18 protein-coding genes are annotated in these 19,368 nt (G+C 58.8%); 12 read left to right on the plus strand and 6 right to left on the minus strand.

All coding sequences use genetic code 11. The features are described 5' to 3' along the window. Positions 1 to 54: 54 nt before the first annotated feature. Together PSUM_RS00670 and PSUM_RS00675 are read left to right on the plus strand one after the other, a co-directional pair. Positions 55 to 1,548, plus strand: coding sequence for a sensor histidine kinase (locus tag PSUM_RS00670; RefSeq protein ID WP_083348801.1), 1,494 nt, complete (start codon positions 55 to 57; stop codon positions 1,546 to 1,548). Further along, complete coding sequence (locus PSUM_RS00675) at positions 1,517 to 2,947, plus strand: sigma-54-dependent transcriptional regulator (protein WP_083348802.1); 1,431 nt, start codon at positions 1,517 to 1,519, stop codon at positions 2,945 to 2,947. Before PSUM_RS00670 ends, PSUM_RS00675 begins: the two co-directional genes overlap by 32 nt. A 30-nt stretch (positions 2,948 to 2,977) precedes the next feature. On the opposite strand, the gene PSUM_RS00680 is transcribed toward PSUM_RS00675, so the two are convergent. Continuing rightward, positions 2,978 to 3,358, minus strand: a complete 381-nt coding sequence (locus tag PSUM_RS00680) for a hypothetical protein (protein ID WP_083348803.1) — start codon at positions 3,356 to 3,358, stop codon at positions 2,978 to 2,980. A 178-nt stretch (positions 3,359 to 3,536) separates the two neighbouring features. Between PSUM_RS00680 and PSUM_RS00685 the strand changes: the two genes are divergently transcribed. From PSUM_RS00685 to PSUM_RS00705, 5 genes are all read left to right on the plus strand, one after another. After that, entirely contained in the window at positions 3,537 to 4,343 is an 807-nt protein-coding gene (locus PSUM_RS00685) for a class I SAM-dependent methyltransferase (RefSeq protein ID WP_083348804.1), read from the plus strand. A 186-nt stretch (positions 4,344 to 4,529) separates the two neighbouring features. Further along, entirely contained in the window at positions 4,530 to 5,906 is a 1,377-nt protein-coding gene (locus PSUM_RS00690; RefSeq protein WP_083348805.1) for an L-serine ammonia-lyase, read from the plus strand. A gap of 28 nt (positions 5,907 to 5,934) precedes the next feature. Beyond that, positions 5,935 to 6,954, plus strand: a complete 1,020-nt coding sequence (locus PSUM_RS00695; protein ID WP_083348806.1) for a GlxA family transcriptional regulator — start codon at positions 5,935 to 5,937, stop codon at positions 6,952 to 6,954. A gap of 225 nt (positions 6,955 to 7,179) precedes the next feature. Then, complete coding sequence (locus tag PSUM_RS00700; RefSeq protein WP_020796246.1) at positions 7,180 to 8,391, plus strand: M24 family metallopeptidase; 1,212 nt, start codon at positions 7,180 to 7,182, stop codon at positions 8,389 to 8,391. A 226-nt stretch (positions 8,392 to 8,617) separates the two neighbouring features. Continuing rightward, a complete protein-coding gene (locus PSUM_RS00705) occupies positions 8,618 to 9,958 on the plus strand; it encodes an MFS transporter (RefSeq protein ID WP_020796247.1) in 1,341 nt (446 codons plus the stop codon). Positions 9,959 to 10,094: 136 nt separating this feature from the next. Here PSUM_RS00705 and PSUM_RS00710 read toward each other — a convergent pair whose 3' ends face one another. The 4 genes from PSUM_RS00710 to PSUM_RS30815 all read right to left on the minus strand — a co-directional run bounded on the left by PSUM_RS00710 (position 10,095) and on the right by PSUM_RS30815 (position 14,082). Then, positions 10,095 to 11,111: a GlxA family transcriptional regulator gene (locus tag PSUM_RS00710; protein WP_020796248.1), complete on the minus strand. Its 1,017-nt coding sequence runs from the start codon at positions 11,109 to 11,111 to the stop codon at positions 10,095 to 10,097. A gap of 309 nt (positions 11,112 to 11,420) precedes the next feature. Beyond that, positions 11,421 to 12,815 (minus strand): GABA permease, encoded by a 1,395-nt coding sequence (gabP, locus tag PSUM_RS00715; RefSeq protein ID WP_020796249.1) that lies wholly within the window; start codon positions 12,813 to 12,815, stop codon positions 11,421 to 11,423. A gap of 79 nt (positions 12,816 to 12,894) precedes the next feature. Then, positions 12,895 to 13,677, minus strand: a complete 783-nt coding sequence (locus PSUM_RS00720; protein WP_020796250.1) for a creatininase — start codon at positions 13,675 to 13,677, stop codon at positions 12,895 to 12,897. 192 nt (positions 13,678 to 13,869) lie between these two features. Further along, entirely contained in the window at positions 13,870 to 14,082 is a 213-nt protein-coding gene (locus PSUM_RS30815) for a hypothetical protein (protein WP_020796252.1), read from the minus strand. Here PSUM_RS30815 and PSUM_RS00725 point away from each other — a divergent pair. The 4 genes from PSUM_RS00725 to PSUM_RS00740 are packed head-to-tail and all read left to right on the plus strand — an operon-like array spanning position 14,062 to position 18,060. Then, positions 14,062 to 15,189 carry an extracellular solute-binding protein gene (locus tag PSUM_RS00725; protein WP_020796251.1) on the plus strand — a complete coding sequence of 376 codons (1,128 nt, stop codon included), beginning with the start codon at positions 14,062 to 14,064 and terminating at the stop codon, positions 15,187 to 15,189. The two genes, PSUM_RS30815 and PSUM_RS00725, sit on opposite strands and share 21 nt — an antisense overlap. 23 nt (positions 15,190 to 15,212) lie before the next feature. Beyond that, a complete protein-coding gene (locus PSUM_RS00730) occupies positions 15,213 to 16,136 on the plus strand; it encodes an ABC transporter permease (protein ID WP_042955250.1) in 924 nt (307 codons plus the stop codon). After that, positions 16,133 to 16,930, plus strand: a complete 798-nt coding sequence (locus tag PSUM_RS00735; protein ID WP_083348807.1) for an ABC transporter permease — start codon at positions 16,133 to 16,135, stop codon at positions 16,928 to 16,930. Before PSUM_RS00730 ends, PSUM_RS00735 begins: the two co-directional genes overlap by 4 nt. 41 nt (positions 16,931 to 16,971) lie before the next feature. After that, positions 16,972 to 18,060, plus strand: a complete 1,089-nt coding sequence (locus tag PSUM_RS00740) for an ABC transporter ATP-binding protein (RefSeq protein ID WP_020796255.1) — start codon at positions 16,972 to 16,974, stop codon at positions 18,058 to 18,060. Positions 18,061 to 18,088: 28 nt separating this feature from the next. Here PSUM_RS00740 and PSUM_RS30820 read toward each other — a convergent pair whose 3' ends face one another. After that, complete coding sequence (locus PSUM_RS30820; protein ID WP_141195463.1) at positions 18,089 to 18,487, minus strand: hypothetical protein; 399 nt, start codon at positions 18,485 to 18,487, stop codon at positions 18,089 to 18,091. A 212-nt stretch (positions 18,488 to 18,699) separates the two neighbouring features. On the opposite strand from PSUM_RS30820, the gene PSUM_RS00745 reads away from it, so the two are divergent. Then, entirely contained in the window at positions 18,700 to 19,368 is a 669-nt protein-coding gene (locus PSUM_RS00745; protein ID WP_020796257.1) for an ABC transporter ATP-binding protein, read from the plus strand.

Here is a 19,368-nt window from a genome sequence, read left to right on the forward strand (position 1 = left end):
CACTGATCGGGAATGCGGCTGGAAAACGCTTGATTCAAGCAACCGGGACCTCCCATGCAGATACTGGAATCACCACAAGTACCTGCGCCGGTTACGTCGGCGACAGAGGGCAAGGATTGGCGATCGCCATTCAACCTGGTGCGCTGGTTTTCCCTGGCGAGTTTTTTCATCATTGCCGGCGTGGCCTTGGGGCTGGGCTACATTTCCACGCGCTTTGTGGTCGAGGAGAGCATCGAGCGTGACTCCATGCTGACCGCACAATTCGTGCAAGCCATTGGCGCGGCCGAAATTCGCCACGCCTCGATTTCGCCGAACCGAACCATGGGCGAAATGCTTGACCCACGCGCTGACGCGGCCTATCCCGACGTCGATCCGGGCGCTCGCGCGGCTGCCCGTATCGAGTTCCTCGATCATGTCGAACACCTGCCAGACATCCTCCTGGCCACGGTTTACGCCCTGGACCGCACCGTGGTCTGGTCGACCAACCCCGAGCTGATCGGGGTGCGCATCGACAACGACGAGGAACTCGACGAGTCCTTTGAAATGAAGGCAGCGGTGTCCACCAGCTACCATGAGATCGACGAGGAGCGCCCCGAGCAACGGCTGCTGCATGAACCGCAATACCTGTTCGTCGAGAACTACATTCCGATGTTCAACGCCGATAAAAGCAAAGTGGTCGCCATGGTCGAGATCTACAAGGAGCCGGTGGACCTGGTGGAGCGTATCCAGCGCGGGTTCAGGGCGATCTGGCTGACCACCCTGCTCGGCGGAGCGGTCATCTACCTGGGATTGTTCTGGATCGTGCGGCGTGCGGCCCTGCTGTTGCACAGCCAGCAGAAACAACTGGTGGCCAACGAAACCTTCGTCGCCCTGGGGGAAATGTCCTCGGCGGTTGCCCATAGCCTGCGCAATCCGCTGGCGAACATTCGTTCCAGCGCCGAGCTGGCCCAGGAAATCGCCAGCCAGACCGCGCAGAAGAACATCGGCGACATCATCAGCCAGGTCGATCGCATGTCGCGCTGGGTCCGTGAGTTACTGGTGTCCTTGCGCCCGGTTAACGACGACCATGAAACCGTCGACCTGGTGCTCGCCATTGACGACACCTTGAGCGCCTACGCCCCGCAGATCCAGCGCTCGAACGTCGAGGTGCGCTTCACGCCGATGACGGTTCCACCGGTCGTCAGCCAGCAGGTGTTGCTCACGCAGATTCTCAATAGTCTGTTCGCCAACGCCCTGGAAGCCATGCCCAAGGGCGGCGTATTGAGTATCGACGTTGAAACACCGGCACCCGGTGAGGTGCGCATGATGCTCAACGACACCGGCAAGGGCATGACCAAACAGCAACAGCAAATGGTCTTCAAGCCGTTCTTCACCACCAAACAGGGCGGGTTGGGCGTGGGCCTGGCGCTGGTCAAAAGAATAATGGAGCGATTCGAAGGCTCGGTCGAGTTGACCAGCCAAGAGCAGGAAGGAACCCGCGTGTGTCTCAATTTCAAAGTGGCAACGGGAGGGGAATATGGAGCACAGCATACTGCTGGTCGAGGATGATGAGCTGCTCGCCGAGAATATCCAGACCTACCTGGAGCGTAAGAACTTCGAAGTGACCGTCTGCCACTCGGCCGAAGACGCACTGTCGCAGTTGAGTACCTTCGTTCCGGATGTCGTGCTGACCGACAACTCGTTGCCGGGCATGAATGGTCACGACCTGATCCAGAAGCTGCGCATCAGCGCGCCGGATCTGAAAGTGATCATGATGACCGGCTACGGTAACGTCGAAGACGCCGTGGTGGCGATGAAAGAGGGCGCGTTCCACTACGTCACCAAACCGGTGGCCTTGCCGGAGCTCAAGCTGCTGCTGGACAAGGCCCTGGCCACCGACCGGATGGAGCGCACCCTGTCGTTCTATCAGGAGCGTGAAGCGCAGAAATCCGGGGTGCAGGCATTGATTGGCGAATCGGCGCCGATGGTCTACCTCAAGGGCACCATCGCCCAGTTGCTCGACGCTGAGCGGCGCATGGCCAACAGCGACCTGCCGCCGGTGCTGGTGGAAGGCGAGACCGGCACCGGCAAGGAACTGGTCGCGCGGGCGCTGCATTTCGACGGGCCGCGCAGCAAAGGGCCGTTCATCGAATTCAACTGCGCCTCGATTCCTTCCAACCTGGTGGAGTCGGAGCTATTCGGGCACGAGAAGGGCGCCTTCACCGATGCCAAGGACCGTCGCCTGGGGCTGGTGGAAGCGGCCGATGGCGGCACACTGTTTCTCGATGAAATTGGCGAAATGGACCTGATACTGCAGGCCAAATTGCTGAAACTGCTGGAGGACCGGACCATCCGCCGGGTGGGTTCGGTGAAGGAGCGCAAGGTCGACCTACGGGTGATCAGCGCGACCAATTGCAACCTTGAGCAAATGGTCCAGCAGGGCAAGTTCCGCCGCGACCTGTTCTTCCGCCTGCGCATTATTTCGATCAAGGTGCCGCGCCTGTATTCCCGTGGCGAGGACATCCTGCTGCTGGCCCGGCACTTCCTGGCATCCCATGGCAAACGCTACGGCAAGCCGCACCTGCGTTTCAGCGACCAGGCCGAAGAGTTGCTGCTCAACTACACCTGGCCGGGTAATGTGCGTGAACTGCGCAACATGCTTGAGCAGACGGTTCTGCTGGCGCAACACGACACCATTGCTGCGCACCAGTTGAACGTGTGCCTGAGCCTGGTGGATGAGCCGGCGATGTTCACCCACGAGTTGCCGCCGATCGAACCGCGTGCGTCCCATAACGGCACTGAGTCGATGAACCTGCCGGAAGTAGAGCGCGACATGGTGCGCAAGATGCTCGACAAAACCGACTGGAACGTCACCAAGTCCGCACGACTTTTAGGCCTGAGCCGCGACATGCTGCGTTACCGGATCGAGAAACTCGGCCTGGCGCGCCCGGACAAACGGTCGTGGTAGAGGAGCAGTCGCAGGGCAGGCACGGCCTTGCTACAAGGCCGGGTTCTGACTGCTCCTGCAAGCCAGCATGCACGTCGGATCGAGGACCTCCTGATTCACATAGACGCCGTGCTCGGCGTCATAGGTGCGAATGAACACGCGAACGGTGGTATCGGCCACCGTTGGCAATCGGGAATCGGAAAACACGTGCTGGCTGGAAACCGGGGTGAATGTCTGGGGCGAAGTCGGGATGTAGGATCCCGGCGGTACCGTGCTCAGGGTCGGAGGCACCGGATGGGCAAAGGGCTGGTCCGCTCCGTAGTAATTGAATTCACTGCTGGATTCTTCGGTTTGCATCGCACTGTCGTCCGCCTGTGCATAGCTGGCAGCCAGGCACAGGGCAAGCAATAACGTGGGTACGGTTGTGTTCATGGCAGCACCTGCGGTGTCGGTTTTCGCGCATTTCCCCAAGGGTACTAACTATAGCGTTCCCGTGGGCGAACGTCGGCGCTGCGCGAGTTACAAAAACGCTACACAGCGGCGATGGGGGCGTTTGCAGGCGTGATCTAGACTCGGCCACTCGATTCAACAACGAATGCCGGAGCCTGCAATGGAAATGCCGACAAAACACCAAGCCATCGCCAGCAACCGCGATGCCTGGAATGATTCCGCCCGTCACCACAAGGACAGCCCTGAATGGCAGGCGCACTGGCGCGCTGTGGAACACGCGGATTTTTCCTGCCTGGATGAAACCCTGACCGGGGTGCTGAACCAGGTCGGCATCGCAGGCAAGGACGTGGTGCAATTGGGCTGTAACAATGGCCGCGAAAGCCTGTCGCTGTTCGCCCTGGGGGCTCGACACGTGGTGGGGGTCGACCAGTCCGCGGCGTTTCTCGAACAGGCGCGGGAACTGGGTTCTCGCTCGCCCCATTTGCCTGAATTCATCGAGGCCGACATTCATCGCCTGCCACCACCGTTGCACGGGCGCTTCGACGTCGCCCTGGTCACCATCGGCGTGTTGAACTGGATGCCGGACATCGGCGAGTTCTTTCGCCATGCGTCACAAACACTCAAGCCGGGTGGCGCGCTGGTGATCTACGAAACCCACCCGTTCCTGGAAATGTTCGACCCCGAGGCAGCCGATCCCTACGCCCTGGCCAGCTCGTACTTTCGCAGCGAGCCTTTTGTCCAGAACCAACCGATCGTCTACGAAGGCAAGGTCGAGCAGCAGGCCGCCCCGTCCTACTGGTTCGTCCACACCTTGGGCGCGATCTTCAGCGGCGCCATCGAAGCGGGGCTGCAGATCAGCCATTTCAGGGAGTATGCGCATTCCAATCGCGAAGAACACTATGATCGCTACCAGGGGCAGGAGGCGCAGTTGCCGATGTGTTTTACCTGGGTGGCAGTAAAGCGTTGAACCGGGGTTGGCGCGGTGTATGCGAAAGCACTAAAGGGGACCACTTCAGCGCCTGGTAGCAACACATCCAGCTCGTATTTGGTATTGACGAGCACTTAGGGGTCGATATCTGACACATCTTGATGGCTCCTGACGCCGACAATCAGGTGAATTCCTGACACCTCTGAAGCGGCACGGAGATCGACGATGGCTATCAGTGTTTTTGACTTGTTCAAGATTGGAGTCGGCCCCTCCAGTTCCCATACCGTCGGCCCAATGCGTGCGGGGGCTCTGTTTGTCGAGGCCCTGCGCGAACGGAAAATGCTGACACAAGTGAAGCGTATCGAAGTGCGGTTGTATGGTTCGCTATCGGCCACGGGTATCGGCCATGGCACCGATAAAGCGGTGATCATGGGGTTGATGGGGGAATGGCCGGATAAGGTCGACCCGCTGCTGATCGAGCCACGCTTGCTGGAACTGCGCGAGACGCAATACCTGCTATTGGCCGGCGAGCTCCGTGTGCCTTTTATCTGGCAGAGGGACATGCGATTGCTGGAAGAAAACCTGGAATACCATCCCAACGCCATGACGTTGAGCGCATTTGCCGATGACCAACCCCTGTTGTGCGAAACCTACTACTCCATCGGCGGTGGCTTTGTCGTTGATCAACGGCAAGCCGCTACTGGCGAGCTTGACCAGGACAAGAGCGAGCTGCCCTATGATTTCAGCACGGCTGCGCAATTGTTGAACCAGTGTAATGTCCATGGGCTACGGATATCCCAACTGATGCTGGCGAACGAACGGGTGTGGCGCAGCGAAGAAGACATCCGCGAGGGACTGGGCCAGATCTGGCAGGCCATGCGTACTTGCGTGGATGCCGGACTCACGCATGAAGGCGTCTTGCCCGGTGGGTTGAATGTGAAGCGCCGCGCGGCGCGTCTGCACCGCAGCCTGCTGGAAATCGGCAAGCCGAATGTCATCGGTTCGACGTTGAACGCCATGGAGTGGGTGAATCTGTTCGCCTTGGCAGTCAATGAAGAAAACGCGGCCGGCGGGCGCATGGTGACCGCCCCCACGAACGGCGCGGCAGGGATTATTCCGGCGGTATTGCAGTACTACATGAAGTTCTGCCCCGAGGCCAGGGACAGCGATGTCGTGGACTACTTACTCGCCGCTGCCGCGGTGGGCATACTGTGCAAACGCAATGCCTCGATTTCCGGGGCTGAAGTGGGTTGCCAGGGCGAAGTCGGTTCGGCTTGCGCGATGGCCGCTGCCGGCCTGGCAGAAATTCTCGGCGCCAGTCCCGAGCAGGTGGAAAACGCTGCGGAAATTGGTCTGGAACACAACCTTGGGCTGACCTGTGACCCTGTCGGTGGCCTGGTGCAGGTACCCTGCATCGAGCGCAACGCCATCGCAGCGGTGAAAGCGATCAATGCCGCACAGATGGCGTTGCGCGGTGACGGTACGCATTTCATTTCGCTGGACCGGGTCATCCGCACCATGCGCGATACCGGTGCCGACATGCATGACAAATACAAAGAGACCTCCCGTGGCGGATTGGCGGTCAGCGCCATCGAGTGTTGAGTGACCTTGATCGACGGGAGAGCAGGACATGCTGCAATTGACTGAATCCGAACGGCCACGACCGCCGATGCTGCGTATTGGCTTCTGGTTGACGGAAGCCTTTGATATGTACACCTTGGCCAATGCACTGGAGCCACTGCGCCTGGCCAACCAGTTGGCAGGGTACGATGTTTGCCAGTGGCAAATGCTGAGCCTGGACAGACAGCAACTGAACGCCAGTAACGGCATCGCAACCGCCGCCGCTCGACTGGGTCAGTGGCAACCGTTCGATGTGTTGATCCTCTGTGGTGGCGATAACCTGCGTCTTGATCCAGACATGCGCCAGCAGTTGAGCCACTGGGCGGCGCAACCGATCAGCCTCGGGGCATTGGGCGAGGCAGGCTGGCTGCTGGCGCAAATTGGTGCCCTGGAGGGTGTCCGTTGCAGCTTGCCAAAGCCCGCTGCATCACTGGAGTTTGCCGCTTTCAGCAAGTTGACACCGGTGGCTGCGCCGTTCTGCGTCGACCGCCAACGCCTGACGTGTGTCGGCCCGCAGGCTGTTCAAGGGTTGATGCACGAGCTTCTCGCAAGGTACCACGGTCGTGGCTTGATACTACGGATGGCAAAGCATGCAGCACGCCAGGCCCGGCCCCTACTGCCCGTGCAGGATGCCCCGGAAAAACTTCAGGCAACCCTGGCTTTGATGAGCGAGCACTTGAGCCGAACGCTGGGTATCGATGAACTGGCCGAGACCATGGGCATTTCCCGTCGCCATCTGGAGCGGCTGTTCAAGCGTAGCCTGGGTTGTTCGCCATCCCGACACTACTTGGACTTGCGGCTTCAACAGGCGCGGCAGTTGTTGCATGCCGGCGAGCGGTCGCTGTCGGATGTCGCCAGGGCGTGCGGTTTCGTCTCGCTGCAACATTTCTTTCGCTGCTATCGCCAGTACTTCGGTGCGCATCCTCGCGACCATATGGGGGTGAAGGCGCCGAGTCAGCGGGCATCAATGTTGAATGCGCCGGCCTCATCGCGAGCAGTTCCAGTCGTCCTGCCGTCGTTCCCTCACTGACCGCGCTACCCATTTGCCAATGCCCCCGCCAAGCGGCTTTTACCGCGCTTGCCGGGGGCTTTTTTGTGCGCAAAACCCCGAGGGGACGCTTTCGCAAACAGCGGATATGACCAATTACAGGTCGGATTCGCGCAAAAAACCTCACCTTGCATCTGTTCGAATGATCTTCAGCGGCCCGCCAGATTGGCGCCTCCTGTAGCTCAATCAATGACAAGGATAAATGACATGCAAATGCCGAAAACCATCCAGATCAAGAACGGCGAAAAGGTAAGTCCGACGTTCTCGGCCCAAGAATATGCCAACCGCCAAGCCAAATTGCGGGCTTACCTGGCGCAGAACAATATCGACGCGGCCGTCTTCACGTCCTATCACAACATCAACTACTACAGCGATTTCCTGTACTGCTCCTTCGGGCGTCAGTACGCGCTGGTCGTGACCCAGGACAGCGCGGTGACCATCAGCGCCAACATCGACGGCGGTCAGCCATGGCGCCGTACCGTCGGCACTGAAAATATCGTCTACACGGACTGGCAGCGCGATAACTACTTCGTCGCGATCCAGCAGGCCTTGCCCAAGGCCGGGCGCATCGGTATCGAGTTCGACCATCTGAACTTGCTCAATCGCGACAAGCTCGCCAGCCGCTATCCGCAGGCTGAACTGGTGGATATCGCCGCACCGTGCATGCGCATGCGCATGATCAAGTCCGCTGAAGAACACGCGATCATTCGTCATGGTGCACGGATCGCGGACATCGGTGGTGCCGCCGTCGTCGAGGCATTGCGTGACCAGGTTCCGGAATACGAAGTGGCCCTGCACGCTACCCAGGCCATGGTGCGAGAAATTGCCCGCACCTTCCCGGATTCCGAGTTGATGGACACCTGGACCTGGTTCCAGTCCGGCATCAACACCGACGGCGCGCATAACCCGGTGACGTCGCGCAAGGTCAACAAGGGCGACATTCTCAGCCTCAATTGCTTCCCGATGATCGCCGGTTACTACACCGCGCTGGAACGTACATTGTTTCTGGACCATTGCTCCGACGAGCATCTGCGCTTGTGGGAAGTTAACGTCAAAGTGCACGAGGCCGGTCTGAAGCTGATCAAGCCGGGCATGCGCTGCTGCGATATCGCGCTGCAATTGAACGAGATCTTCCTGGAGCACGACCTGCTGCAATACCGCACCTTCGGTTACGGCCACTCCTTCGGCACGCTGAGCCACTATTACGGCCGCGAAGCCGGACTGGAACTGCGCGAAGACATCGACACCGTGCTGGAGCCGGGGATGGTGGTCTCCATTGAGCCGATGATCATGTTGCCCGAGGGCCTTCCAGGTGCCGGCGGGTATCGTGAACACGACATCCTGATCGTCAACGAGCAGGGCGGGGAAAACATCACCAAGTTCCCGTATGGCCCGGAACACAACATCATCAAGAAGTAAGGCCCTGCGCCGCACAGTGAAGCTGTGCGGCGTTTTGCTTTGACGATTGGCGAAAAATCTTCCCGGTGGCTGAGATAAACCGGAAAAAAATGGCGCATGCGTGCCCAAGAACGCGCAGCATCTACCGAGCCTTAACCCTGCCAAGTAAAACAATAGAGGGTTTTGTCATGTCCTACGTCCCGACCTTTCATTTCGATAACCGCACCTCTACCACCGGAGGTGCACAATGAGCACCCAAACCTCAAGCCTGACGCCAACCATGGCAGAAAAACTTGAACAAACGGCCGAACGCAAGGCCCTGCGGCGCGCAGCCAGTGCCAGCTTCATGGGCAACTTCGTCGAGTGGTTCGACTATGCGGCCTACGGCTACCTGGCAACCGTCATCGCCCTGACGTTTTTTCCGCAAACCGACAAGGCGACCGCGCTACTGGCGACTTTTGCAGTGTTCGCGCTGTCGTTCATCGTCCGCCCGCTGGGGGGACTGGTCTGGGGGCATTTCGGTGACAGATACGGGCGGCGCAGTGCGCTGTCCTGGTCGATTCTGATCATGTCTGTCTCGACCTTTTGCATCGGCATCCTGCCGACCTACAACCATATCGGCTTGTGGGCGCCGGCCTTGTTGCTGCTGATTCGCTTGTTCCAGGGCTTTTCAGCTTCAGGTGAGTACGCCGGGGCTTCGGCCTTTCTCGCCGAGTATGCGCCCGAGGGCAAGCGCGGTTTGTACACCAGCATTGTCCCGGCGAGCACGGCGGCGGGTTTGCTGTTTGGTGCGGTGTTTGTCGCCGGCCTGCATGCGTGGATGAGTGTCGAGGACCTGCACAGCTGGGGCTGGCGTCTACCCTTTCTGCTGGCGGCGCCATTCGGGCTGGTGGGGCGCTATATCCGCATGAGTTTGCAAGACACGCCCAAGTTCCTGGAGATGGAAAAACGCCTTGAAGCGAAGGAGTGCGCGACCCATGCTCCGGTTCGCGAATTGCTGACCGTGCACCGACGCAGCGTTATGATCGGGATCGGCGCTACCTGCCTGAATGCCGTGGCGTTTTACCTGTTGCTCAGCTACATGCCAACCTACCTGTCCACCGAAATGGGCATGAGCGAAAGTGATTCGTTCCTGGCGTCGACGGTGTCACTGGCGACCTATATCGGGTTGATTTTCCTGATGGGCAAGCTGTCGGACCGATTCGGCCGCAAGACCATGCTGGTGACCGCTTCGGTATTGTTCCTGGCGCTGACATTTCCGCTGTTCGGGATGTTGGAGAATCAGCCCCTGATTGTAATTCTGATGATCCAGATTGCGTTTGGCGCGATCCTGGCGATGAACGACGGCACCTTGCCGTGCTTTCTCGCCGAGATATTCCCCACTCGCGTACGCTTCAGCGGCTTTGCCTTCAGCTTCAACATCGCCAACGCGGTGTTCGGCGGCACCGCGCCGTTTATCGCGACCTGGCTGATCCAACTGACCGGCAACAAAATGGCCCCTGCCTGGTATCTTCTGGCGGCTGCGGCGGTGGCGTTGATTGCCATGCTGGCGAGTCGGGAGACGGCGCATAAGGCTTTGCAGGACTGATGTCTTGAGTGTTCTTGAGTAAGCCATCGCGAGCAGGCTCGCTCCCACAGTTGACCGAGTTGTCCAGGAGGACGCGGTTCAATGTGGGAGCGAGCCTGCTCGCGAAGGGGCCAGTCCAGCCAACATCAATATTGAATCAGTGCACCGCAGCCACCTGCTTGCGCTCACCAATAGGCGATACACCGAAGAATCGGCTGTAGCATTTGGAGAAATGCGCCGGCGAAACGAAGCCGCAGGCGAGGGCGATGTCACGTACCTGCGATTCGCTGCGCAGCAACAGCTGTCGCGCCCGTGCAAGGCGCAACTCCAGGTAGTACTGACTCGGCGTGCGTTGCAGGTGCTTGTGAAACAAACGTTCCAGCTGGCGCACCGACACCTCGTTCAACCGTGCGAGCTCCTCAAGGCCCACCGGCTCCTCAAGATTGGCTTCCATGATCGCCACTATCTGGCTGAGCTTGGGCTGCGAGGTGCCCAGCTTCTGCCGCAGGGGCACACGCTGTTGTTCCTGCGCCCCCCTGATCCGATCACACAAAAGCAACTCGGCGGTGTGGGCAGCGATGTCCCGACCACCGGGTTCGCGGGCGATCAACTGCAGGGTCATGTCCATGGAAGCCACGCCACCGGAGCAGGTATAGCGATCACGGTCCAGCTCGAACAGCTGGTTGGAAATGATGATCCCCGGGAAGCGTTCCTTCAGTGCTTCGATGTCTTCCCAGTGAATCGTGCAACGATAGCCCTTGAGCAGATCGGCGCGGGCCAACAAGTGGCTGCCGGTGCAAATCCCACCCAGTGGCACCTGATCATGCGCCAGCTTGCGTAGCCAATTGAGCAGTGGTCGGCTGCTGTGATTGGAGACGATCGGGTTTGATCCGACAACGAAAAGCATGTCCAGCTTTGGTGCATCGGTGATGCTGTGGTCGGGCAGGATGCGCATGCCGTTGCTGGCCGCCACCGGGTCCAGGCTGGCGGCGATGATGACTGTACGAAACATCGGTTTGCGCGCGGCCAGGTTGGCCATGCGCAGGGTTTCCACGGCGGCGGCGAAGCCGATGGTTGTGAAGTTGGGGATGACCAGGAAACCCACGGTCTTCACTGGCTGTTGTTCATTCGCCGAGCGTCCTGCGGCGGGTTTCGCCACCTGGAGTTTCGCCATTATTACCGCTCCTCAACTGCATCAGTGACGTGCTCCGCGGCAAGCTGCCGTTACGGGAAACGTCATCTCGTTCTTGTGATTGTAAGCCCTGTCTACAGGCTTCAGGATTTTACACCGAGTGTCCGGTCAACAGGCCGTGACGAAAGAAATATGCACGCAAGATGCCATGAGTCTGGATTGTCTGAAGGGGGCGCGGAAAACGTGGGGAAATAAGGCATGGGTGATCAACAAAAAAAACCGGCCCGCTCCGTGGTGGCGAGCGGCCGGAAAGAGGTGAACGAGGATGAGTGTTGCTATCGGGGATTGCGCTTAAGCATTTTCGGTTTGCGCAATGTCGAGGACCTGCACGGTCTTCTTCCTGGCGTTAAAGATTGCACCCATACAGACGATGGACAGGGTCAGCGCACCCGTCGCAATAACCTCCATGCGGTGCTGCGGCAAGATCAGCATGACCACCAGGATACTCAAGATGCAGGCGATGACCAGGTAGCTGAGCCAGGGGAAAAACCACATCTTGAAGGCGATCGGTTGTCCCGAAGCATTCATCTTTTTACGCAGTACCAGTTGCGAAACGGCAATCACCAGATAGACCAACAGCGCAACAGCCCCGGAGCTGGCCAGGAGGAAGGAGAACACCTCATCGGGTGCAAAGTAATTGAGTGCCGTGGTCAGGAAACCTACCGCCGTACTGGCCAGCACCGCCACAAAGGGCACTCCAGAAGCAGAAGTCTTCTGCAGTACTCGCGGGCCATCACCGCGTTTGCTCAGGGAGTAGACCATGCGTGACGCGGTATAGATGGCTGAGTTGAGGCAGCTGGCTACAGCAATCAGCACGACGATATCGACGATCATTTTCGCGTGTGGAATGTTCATCAACTCGAGCGCCCTCTGGTACGAACCGACTTCCATGAGCATGGGGTCGTTCCAGGGGACAATGGAGATGATGAGGAACACCGAGACGATATAGAAAATACCCATTCGCCAGACGACGGAGTTGGTCGCGCGGGTGATCTGTTTTGAGGGGTTTTGCGATTCGGCAGCGGCAATGGTGACAATTTCCGTGCCCATGAAGCTGAACACCGTGGTGAGCATCGCACCGACGACAGCGGTCATGCCATTGGGCATGAAACCGCCAAACTCATGGCTTAATTGAACGACACCACTGACCGTCGTATCCGGTAATCCGCCCACCAGGGCAAGCGCGCCAAGCGCGATAAACCCCAGCACCGCGATGACTTTGAGCATGGCGAACCAGAACTCGAACTCTCCGTACCGGGCGACACTGAACAGGTTGGTCAACGTCAGCAGGCCGGTGACTGCAATCGCGAACTCCCAGGTCTGAATGGAGGGAAACCAGGCATGCAGGATGGCGGCAGCGGCGATGGCTTCAATCGGAATGACCAGCACCCAGAACCACCAGTACAGCCAGCCGATGGTGAAGCCGGCACTGCGTCCCATCGCCCGCTCGGCGTAGGTCGAAAACGATCCTGTATCGGGCGACGCTACGGCCATCTCGCCGAGCATGCGCATCACGAGCACGACCAAAGTGCCGGAAAAAATATACGCCAGGATGGCGGCGGGCCCCGCCGAGGCGATGGCGTGTCCTGAACCGATGAACAGGCCGGCGCCTATGGCACCGGCAATGGACAGCATGGTGACGTGACGCTGCTTGAGGCCTGGGGCCAAGGTTGAGCTGCTGGACATGAGACTTACCCTTTTTATTGTACTTGGGGAGGGGGAAGCATTAACCGTGGATACTTGGTTCGGCACGTCCGTATGTTCGTCAGGTGTCCAAATCAAAAGCTTCGCGCACAGCGGTGCTGATGCCCGAGACGCAGACTTCGAGAATCAGCTCGCCTTTCTCGCGACTGGAGCCTTTGGGAGATGACAGTGTTCCGCAGGCGGGTGTGCGCTCCGGGATGACGGGGAAGACGTCGTAAGGCGGGAAGGTGGCGGGAGGGTGGTCAACCGCGCGGTTCAAATCGACCTTGTCGGGGTGAAGGGCCAGCATCAGCGACGTTTCGAAAACACCGCCATGTTCGATATCCCAGCCGAGGAATCCATCGGGGTAGAGCTTTTCGATGACGGCCGGATCGTTGACGAAGTCCCAGTAGGACAGTACGACTACCTTGAAGTCACTGATGCCACCGTAGCGCAGTTCTCGCAGGGCAAGGTCTATGCCCTCGACAATGAACATCGAGTTTTCGAAGTGACCGTTCATCATCACCAGTTTGCGGGCACCATGGCGTGCAAGTTCGCGGATGATGTCCTGCACGGTACTGGTCAGCGTGGCGCCATCGAGGCTGGTGGTTCCAGGAAAATGGTTGCCGCCGCCTGATTTCTGCTGGGACTTGTAGCCGTAGGCCAGGGCAGGCAGCACCAGGCCGTTGACCTGTTGCGCGACTGCCTTGCAGATCGCGGTAGGCAGCAGTACATCGACCTCCATGCACATGTGATGTCCATGCTGCTCCAGTGCTCCCACTGGCAGAAAGATAGGGCAGCCAGTGGCGACCTTCTCTGCGTACTCCGGCCAGGTGAGTTCTCCAATTACGACACTGTTGTTCATCTACAGACCCTTGGAAAGTGGTTGATGGCTTGCTGGTTGTTAGCCGCGGGATGGGGTGTTTACCTGCCGTTAAAGCGGCCCTTTGGCTTGCAGGAATCGAAGGCGGTGCATGCAGCAATTCGATCAGAGGGTGGGGGCACCGAATTGTCTAAATCCGACCCGTAAATGACAAAACACCCTATGGTTTGTCATTTATGTCCGATTATCGGATAGGGGTGTGCCGCTTTTGATGGGGATGGAGGTCGGGTCTGACAAAGTCCAGGTCGGGCGCGCACAAAAACGGGTGATGGCGAACTGCTGCAATGCATCCAGCCAGCGAATGACGCGTGTGGTTGGCAGCGACAGCAGGCAGGGGACAATTTCATCACCCAGGGCGAGACAATAATGAAAATTCGCATCGACCATTCACGCCGTACCTTCCTCAAGACCACCGGCATCCTGGCTGGCACCGCAGCGCTGTCCGGCTTGCTGCCCTTGAGAAGCATTGCCGCAGCGGAAAAGGAACTGGTCATCCTTGCATGGGCCGGACACGCCGAGCCGGACATCGTCGCCGATTTCGAGCGCATGTACGGGGTCAAGGTCCGGGCCAAGTACTACACCGGTGGGGACAACATGCTGGGGCTGATCTCGCAATCCCCGCCCGGCACATTCGATCTGATTTTGTCCGACGCCGAATACGTCCAGCAACTCAATGCCGCCGAATACATCGAGCCACTCGACCCCGCTGACTACCCCTTCGATGACTTCTACCCGGAGTTCCAGCATTTCCCTGGCCATTGGCAGGGGGACAAGCTCTACTCGGTGCTGATCCGCTTCGGCTTCCTCGGCATCGCCTACAACACCCAACAGGTTCCCGAAGCCAAGGTGCAGAGCTATGACGTGTTCTGGGACCAGAGCCTCAAGGGCAAGGTCGGCCACTTCGACTGGCACCTGCCTAACCTCGGGCAGATCAGTTTGATGGGCGGTAATGCGCGCCCGTACGATATCGATGTCGCGCACTGGCAAAGCGTCCAGCAGAAGATGATGAGTCTGCGCCCGCAGGTCGGTGGCTTCTTCGATTATGGCGGGACTTTTTCTTCGCTCAAGAACGGGCAGATCCATGCCATGTGTGGCATAGGTGACTGGATCACCGGCGTTTTACAACGCGCCGGCGCACCGGTGAAAACCGTGCTGCCAAAGGAGGGCGGGTTGCAATGGACGGAGTCTTACTGCATCGCCAGGAAAGCACACAGCCCGGATCTGGCGAAGAAGTTCATCCAGTACATCACCTCACCGGAAGGCCAGGTCAAGTCGGCGAAGATGGCCGCCTACCCAGCGCTCATCCCGAGCAAAAAAGGCTGGGAGCTGCTCAACCGCACCGATCCCGACGAAGCCAGGCGCCAAGGCATGGTGCTCGGTCAGCGCAATGTCATGGACGACATCCGCGATGGTCGCATCAAGTACCGCGAACTCCCGGTCCAGCAAAGCCTGGATGAGTGGAACGACTTTTGGTCGCAATACAAGGGTGCTTGACGAGCCGCGCGGAGGTGGTCCCCATGATTTCAGACAAGTTGAAGACTTCGCCGTCGGAGCTCTCCGATAACGCGCGCGCCGAAACGCGCCGCGCCACCAGCAAGAGGGGGTGGCGCTTACCGTGGTTTGGCCTTTGTGTCTCGATGCCGATCCTGATCTGGCAATTGATTTTCTTCGTATTGCCGCTGGTGTTTCTGGTGGCCATCAGCTTTTGGCTGGTACGCAATTTCCGGATGGTGCCGACGTTCGAGTGGCAGAACTGGAGTTACATGCTCAGCCGTGGCTTCTTCTGGGATGCGTACGTCCACACCCTTGCAATGGCGGCGGGTGCCACGGTTCTGGTCAGCCTGGTGGCTTTTCCCTGCGCTTATACAATCGCCTTCAAGTTCCGCGAGTCGGCAAAGCAGTTGCTGGTGTTGCTGCTGGTCACACCGTTCTTCACCAGCTACCTGGTGCGCACCTATTCATGGCAGGTGTTTCTCAGCGACAACGGTATCTTCAACGCCGCGCTTGGCCTGGTCGGCCTGGAGCCCTTTGCCATGCTGAACACGGCGTTCGGCACCTATGTCGGCTATTTCACGCTATGTCTGCCATTGGTGATCTTGCTGCAATTGTTCAGCCTGATGTACGTCGACCGCTCGTTGATCGAGGCCGCGCACAACCTCGGCTGCGGACGATGGCGAACGGTGTTGCTGGTGGTAGTGCCGTCGGCGCGGATCGGTATCGTCGTCGCGGCGCTGTTCTGTTTCATACTGACGTTCGGCGATTTTGTAAGCCCGCTTTATCTGGGCGGTGGTCAGCCGCCAACCCTGAGTACGCTGATCACTGACACCACCAAGTCCGGCCAGCAATGGCCACGGGCGGCGGTGATCGCAACGATGATGATCGCGACGTTGCTCCTCTCGGCTTTTGCCGCGGTTCGCTTCGCTTACCGGAGGCGTGCATGAACGAGCATCGGATGATCAATTTCTTGCTGCGCAGTTTTGTCGTACTGGTGTTCATCTTCATCTTCATGCCCATTGCCGGCAGTTTCGTGTTCTCGTTCAACAACGACCGCTTCCCTTCCTTGCCACTGGGCAGCTTCAGCCTGCACTGGTACGAGACGATCGCCTCCGACCCGGCTGTGTGGCAGGCCTTCAGGAACAGCCTCGCGGTGGGTGTGGTCGTGTCGCTGGTATCGACCGTACTCGGCTTCACTGCGGCTTACACGGACTTTCGTTACGGGTTCTTCGGCAAGTCAATCTACATGGCGCTCGCGCTACTGCCGCCTACCATTCCGGTGGTGATCATGGGGCTGGCGATGTTGGCTTTCCTGTCGCGAATCGGGCTTTCCGGCGAGATTTACGCCGTGATGATCAGCCACATCGTGATGTGTGCCCCCTTCGCAATGGCGGTCATCCGGATGCGTCTGGCGCAGATGGACCCCAACATCGAGGCTGCGGCCTGGAACCTGGGGGCCAATCAGTGGAAGGCCATGCGCTATGTAATCTTGCCGTTCACGGCGCCGAGCATTTTCGCCGCGCTGTTCGTGACCATGGCCGTTTCCTTCGATGAGTTCGCTGTCGCCTGGTTCGTATCGGGACTCAACGAGACGGTACCGGTGCGCATCCTCAACACCTTGCAAGGGCAGGTGAGCCCGACCATCAACGCGATCGGCACGATCGTGTTCATCACGACCATGACCCTGGTGATTCTCGCGCAATTGCTGTTGATGCGTCGGCGCAAGCCCGCGAGTGCCTGATACCACCCTTGAAAAATCATCTGGACACGAAGGATTCAGACATGACTCAACCGCTGGTGGTATTCGACAACGTGGTCAAGCATTTCGGCAGCTACCAGGCTGTCGAGCGCATGAACCTGGAAATCCATAAAGGTGAGTTCGTTGCGATCATGGGATCGAGCGGCTGTGGCAAGACCACGACTCTGCGCATGCTCGCGGGGTTGGATAAGCCCAGTGAAGGGGAAATTCGCCTTAACGGTGAGCGCATAAACGATCTCTACTCCTGGGACCGGGAGACGCCACTGGTCTGGCAAAACCTCGCACTCTTCCCGTTTCTGAACGTGCTGGAGAATGTCGAATTCGGCCTGCGCATGAGAGGAATGGCCAAGGCAGAGCGACGCAAGAAGTCGCTTGAATGGCTTGAGCGACTGGGATTGCAAGAGTTTGCCACGCGCGACATCAGCCTGCTCTCCGGTGGCCAGCGTCAACGGGTGGCGCTGGCGCGCTCGCTGGTCACCGAACCGCCAATCCTGCTGCTCGACGAGCCGCTGAGCGCACTCGACGCTCATCTGAGTGTGCGCATGCAAGGCGTGCTGACTGGACTGCAGAAGGACCTGGGTATCACCTTTGTCTACGTCACTCACAGCCAATCCGAAGCCTTCGCAATGGCCGATCGTGTGATGATCATGAGTCGAGGTCGGGTCGAACAGATAGGCACGCCGCAGGAGGTTTTCCTTGAGCCTCACAATCGCTTTGTTGCCGAATTCGTTGGCGGTAAAAACATCCTTGATGCCACTGTCGTTGGCTTCGACGATAGCGGGCTGGTTTGCCTGGATACCGAGCACGGTGGATTCCTGGCGCGGCTACCGGAGGGTAAAACGGTTGTTCCCGCTGAGCGCGTTACGGTCTGCGTAAGCGCCGAGCATATCGACTTGACCGCGCAGCCTACGCGACGTAACCGGTTGAACTGCACCGTCGTCGGTGAAGAGTTCATCGGATCGATGGTCAACATCTATCTCGAAGCCTGCGGCGGGATTGAGTTGCAGGTGCAGAAACGGCATGCCGATTACAACTTGCTTGGCGTGCGCTCCGGGCAAAAAATCTTCGCCGAGTGGGAGGGGGCGCATGCGCTGATTCTGCGCGGGGACTGACTCGTAGGCTTGCAACCAGGCACTCGGGCTAAAACAGCCGGGTGATTTCATTCAAGATCCGATCCTGGGTTTGAGTGCTTGGCCTTTTGCGATAAGCCACTGCAAAAAATGCAACGCCTTCATAGTCGCAGCGAATCGAAAAAGTCATGCCTTCACGCAACCCATAGACTGATCTTTCTCCTGCTTCAACAAAATATCTCGCTTTTGTCAGGGCCGCTCTGGCGCGCTGCAGACAACCAGTTTGGCTAAGTGAGTGTTGTAGCCAACTCGTCGTGATGCGCACAGACGACGTTTCGCTGTCATCGATAGGGGGCCGAGTTATTTCATTGGCGGCTTTCTCATCGCTGGTGCAAGCAGTCAGCCCCATTGAGATAACACCCAGAAGAAAAACAGATCGAGCTCTCGAATGCTTGAGTGGATTTCGCATCGTGGGGCGTACCTGTGACGATTTGCAATGAATGAAGGGCAATCACTAACGTAATAGCGGGTTTATGATCTTTTGCTACCCGGGTTCAGTAATTGCGACGAGAAGCGTCGTTCGGTTTCATTCGAAACGGCCGCGCAGGGCCGCAATCGGCAACGGACAAAAACCATTGCGGGCCGCTATCCTTGGCCCACGCTCATTGAACGGGTTCTGCCATGCTTGAAGTCCAGGATGTCTTCAAAAGCTACGCCACCCCACAAGGCCCGTTGCCGGTGCTGCAAGGTGTCAACCTGACCCTCAAGCCCGGCAGCAGCCTGGCGTTGATGGGTGAGTCGGGCAGCGGCAAAAGCACCTTGTTGCATTTGATCGCCGGGCTGGACAAGGTCGATCGCGGCAGCATCCGCAGCGGTGAACATCGCCTGGAGCAGATGAGCGAGGGGCAACTGGCGAGCTGGCGGCGCACTGAGATTGGCCTGGTGTTCCAGCAGTTCAACCTGATCGGCAGTTTGCGGGTGGAGGATAACCTGGCGTTTCAAGCACGCCTGGCCGGGCGCCATGATCCACGCTGGCAGGCGCATCTGGTGCAGCGGTTGGGCTTGAATGATTTGCTGCGGCGTTATCCTGAACAGCTCTCCGGCGGCCAGCAACAACGGGTCGCATTGGGCCGCGCACTGGCGTCGCAACCGAAACTGCTGTTGGCCGACGAACCTACCGGCAGTCTCGATGAAGCCACCAGCGACGAAGTGCTGAAGTTATTGCTGGAGCTGCTCGATGACAGCCCGACGACCCTGCTGATGGTCACGCACAGCCCCAGCGTGGCAGCCCGCATGGCTGAAAAGGTGGTGCTGCATGGCGGTCGTCTGGCGCCTGTGGACGAACGCTGA

The sequence above is a fragment of the Pseudomonas umsongensis genome, assembly GCF_002236105.1.
Lineage (GTDB): Bacteria > Pseudomonadota > Gammaproteobacteria > Pseudomonadales > Pseudomonadaceae > Aquipseudomonas > Aquipseudomonas umsongensis.

Bases quoted from the DNA above. Each gene is read 5' to 3' on its own strand.
- PSUM_RS00670 (WP_083348801.1), top strand. From the start codon at position 55: ATGCAGATACTGGAATCACCACAAGTACCTGCGCCGGTTACGTCGGCG.
- PSUM_RS00675 (WP_083348802.1), top strand. From the start codon at position 1,517: ATGGAGCACAGCATACTGCTGGTCGAGGATGATGAGCTGCTCGCCGAG.
- PSUM_RS00680 (WP_083348803.1), bottom strand. From the start codon at position 3,358: ATGAACACAACCGTACCCACGTTATTGCTTGCCCTGTGCCTGGCTGCC.
- PSUM_RS00685 (WP_083348804.1), top strand. From the start codon at position 3,537: ATGGAAATGCCGACAAAACACCAAGCCATCGCCAGCAACCGCGATGCC.
- PSUM_RS00690 (WP_083348805.1), top strand. From the start codon at position 4,530: ATGGCTATCAGTGTTTTTGACTTGTTCAAGATTGGAGTCGGCCCCTCC.
- PSUM_RS00695 (WP_083348806.1), top strand. From the start codon at position 5,935: ATGCTGCAATTGACTGAATCCGAACGGCCACGACCGCCGATGCTGCGT.
- PSUM_RS00700 (WP_020796246.1), top strand. From the start codon at position 7,180: ATGCAAATGCCGAAAACCATCCAGATCAAGAACGGCGAAAAGGTAAGT.
- PSUM_RS00705 (WP_020796247.1), top strand. From the start codon at position 8,618: ATGAGCACCCAAACCTCAAGCCTGACGCCAACCATGGCAGAAAAACTT.
- PSUM_RS00710 (WP_020796248.1), bottom strand. From the start codon at position 11,111: ATGGCGAAACTCCAGGTGGCGAAACCCGCCGCAGGACGCTCGGCGAAT.
- gabP (WP_020796249.1), bottom strand. From the start codon at position 12,815: ATGTCCAGCAGCTCAACCTTGGCCCCAGGCCTCAAGCAGCGTCACGTC.
- PSUM_RS00720 (WP_020796250.1), bottom strand. From the start codon at position 13,677: ATGAACAACAGTGTCGTAATTGGAGAACTCACCTGGCCGGAGTACGCA.
- PSUM_RS00725 (WP_020796251.1), top strand. From the start codon at position 14,062: ATGAAAATTCGCATCGACCATTCACGCCGTACCTTCCTCAAGACCACC.
- PSUM_RS30815 (WP_020796252.1), bottom strand. From the start codon at position 14,082: ATGGTCGATGCGAATTTTCATTATTGTCTCGCCCTGGGTGATGAAATT.
- PSUM_RS00730 (WP_042955250.1), top strand. From the start codon at position 15,213: ATGATTTCAGACAAGTTGAAGACTTCGCCGTCGGAGCTCTCCGATAAC.
- PSUM_RS00735 (WP_083348807.1), top strand. From the start codon at position 16,133: ATGAACGAGCATCGGATGATCAATTTCTTGCTGCGCAGTTTTGTCGTA.
- PSUM_RS00740 (WP_020796255.1), top strand. From the start codon at position 16,972: ATGACTCAACCGCTGGTGGTATTCGACAACGTGGTCAAGCATTTCGGC.
- PSUM_RS30820 (WP_141195463.1), bottom strand. From the start codon at position 18,487: ATGCGAAATCCACTCAAGCATTCGAGAGCTCGATCTGTTTTTCTTCTG.
- PSUM_RS00745 (WP_020796257.1), top strand. From the start codon at position 18,700: ATGCTTGAAGTCCAGGATGTCTTCAAAAGCTACGCCACCCCACAAGGC.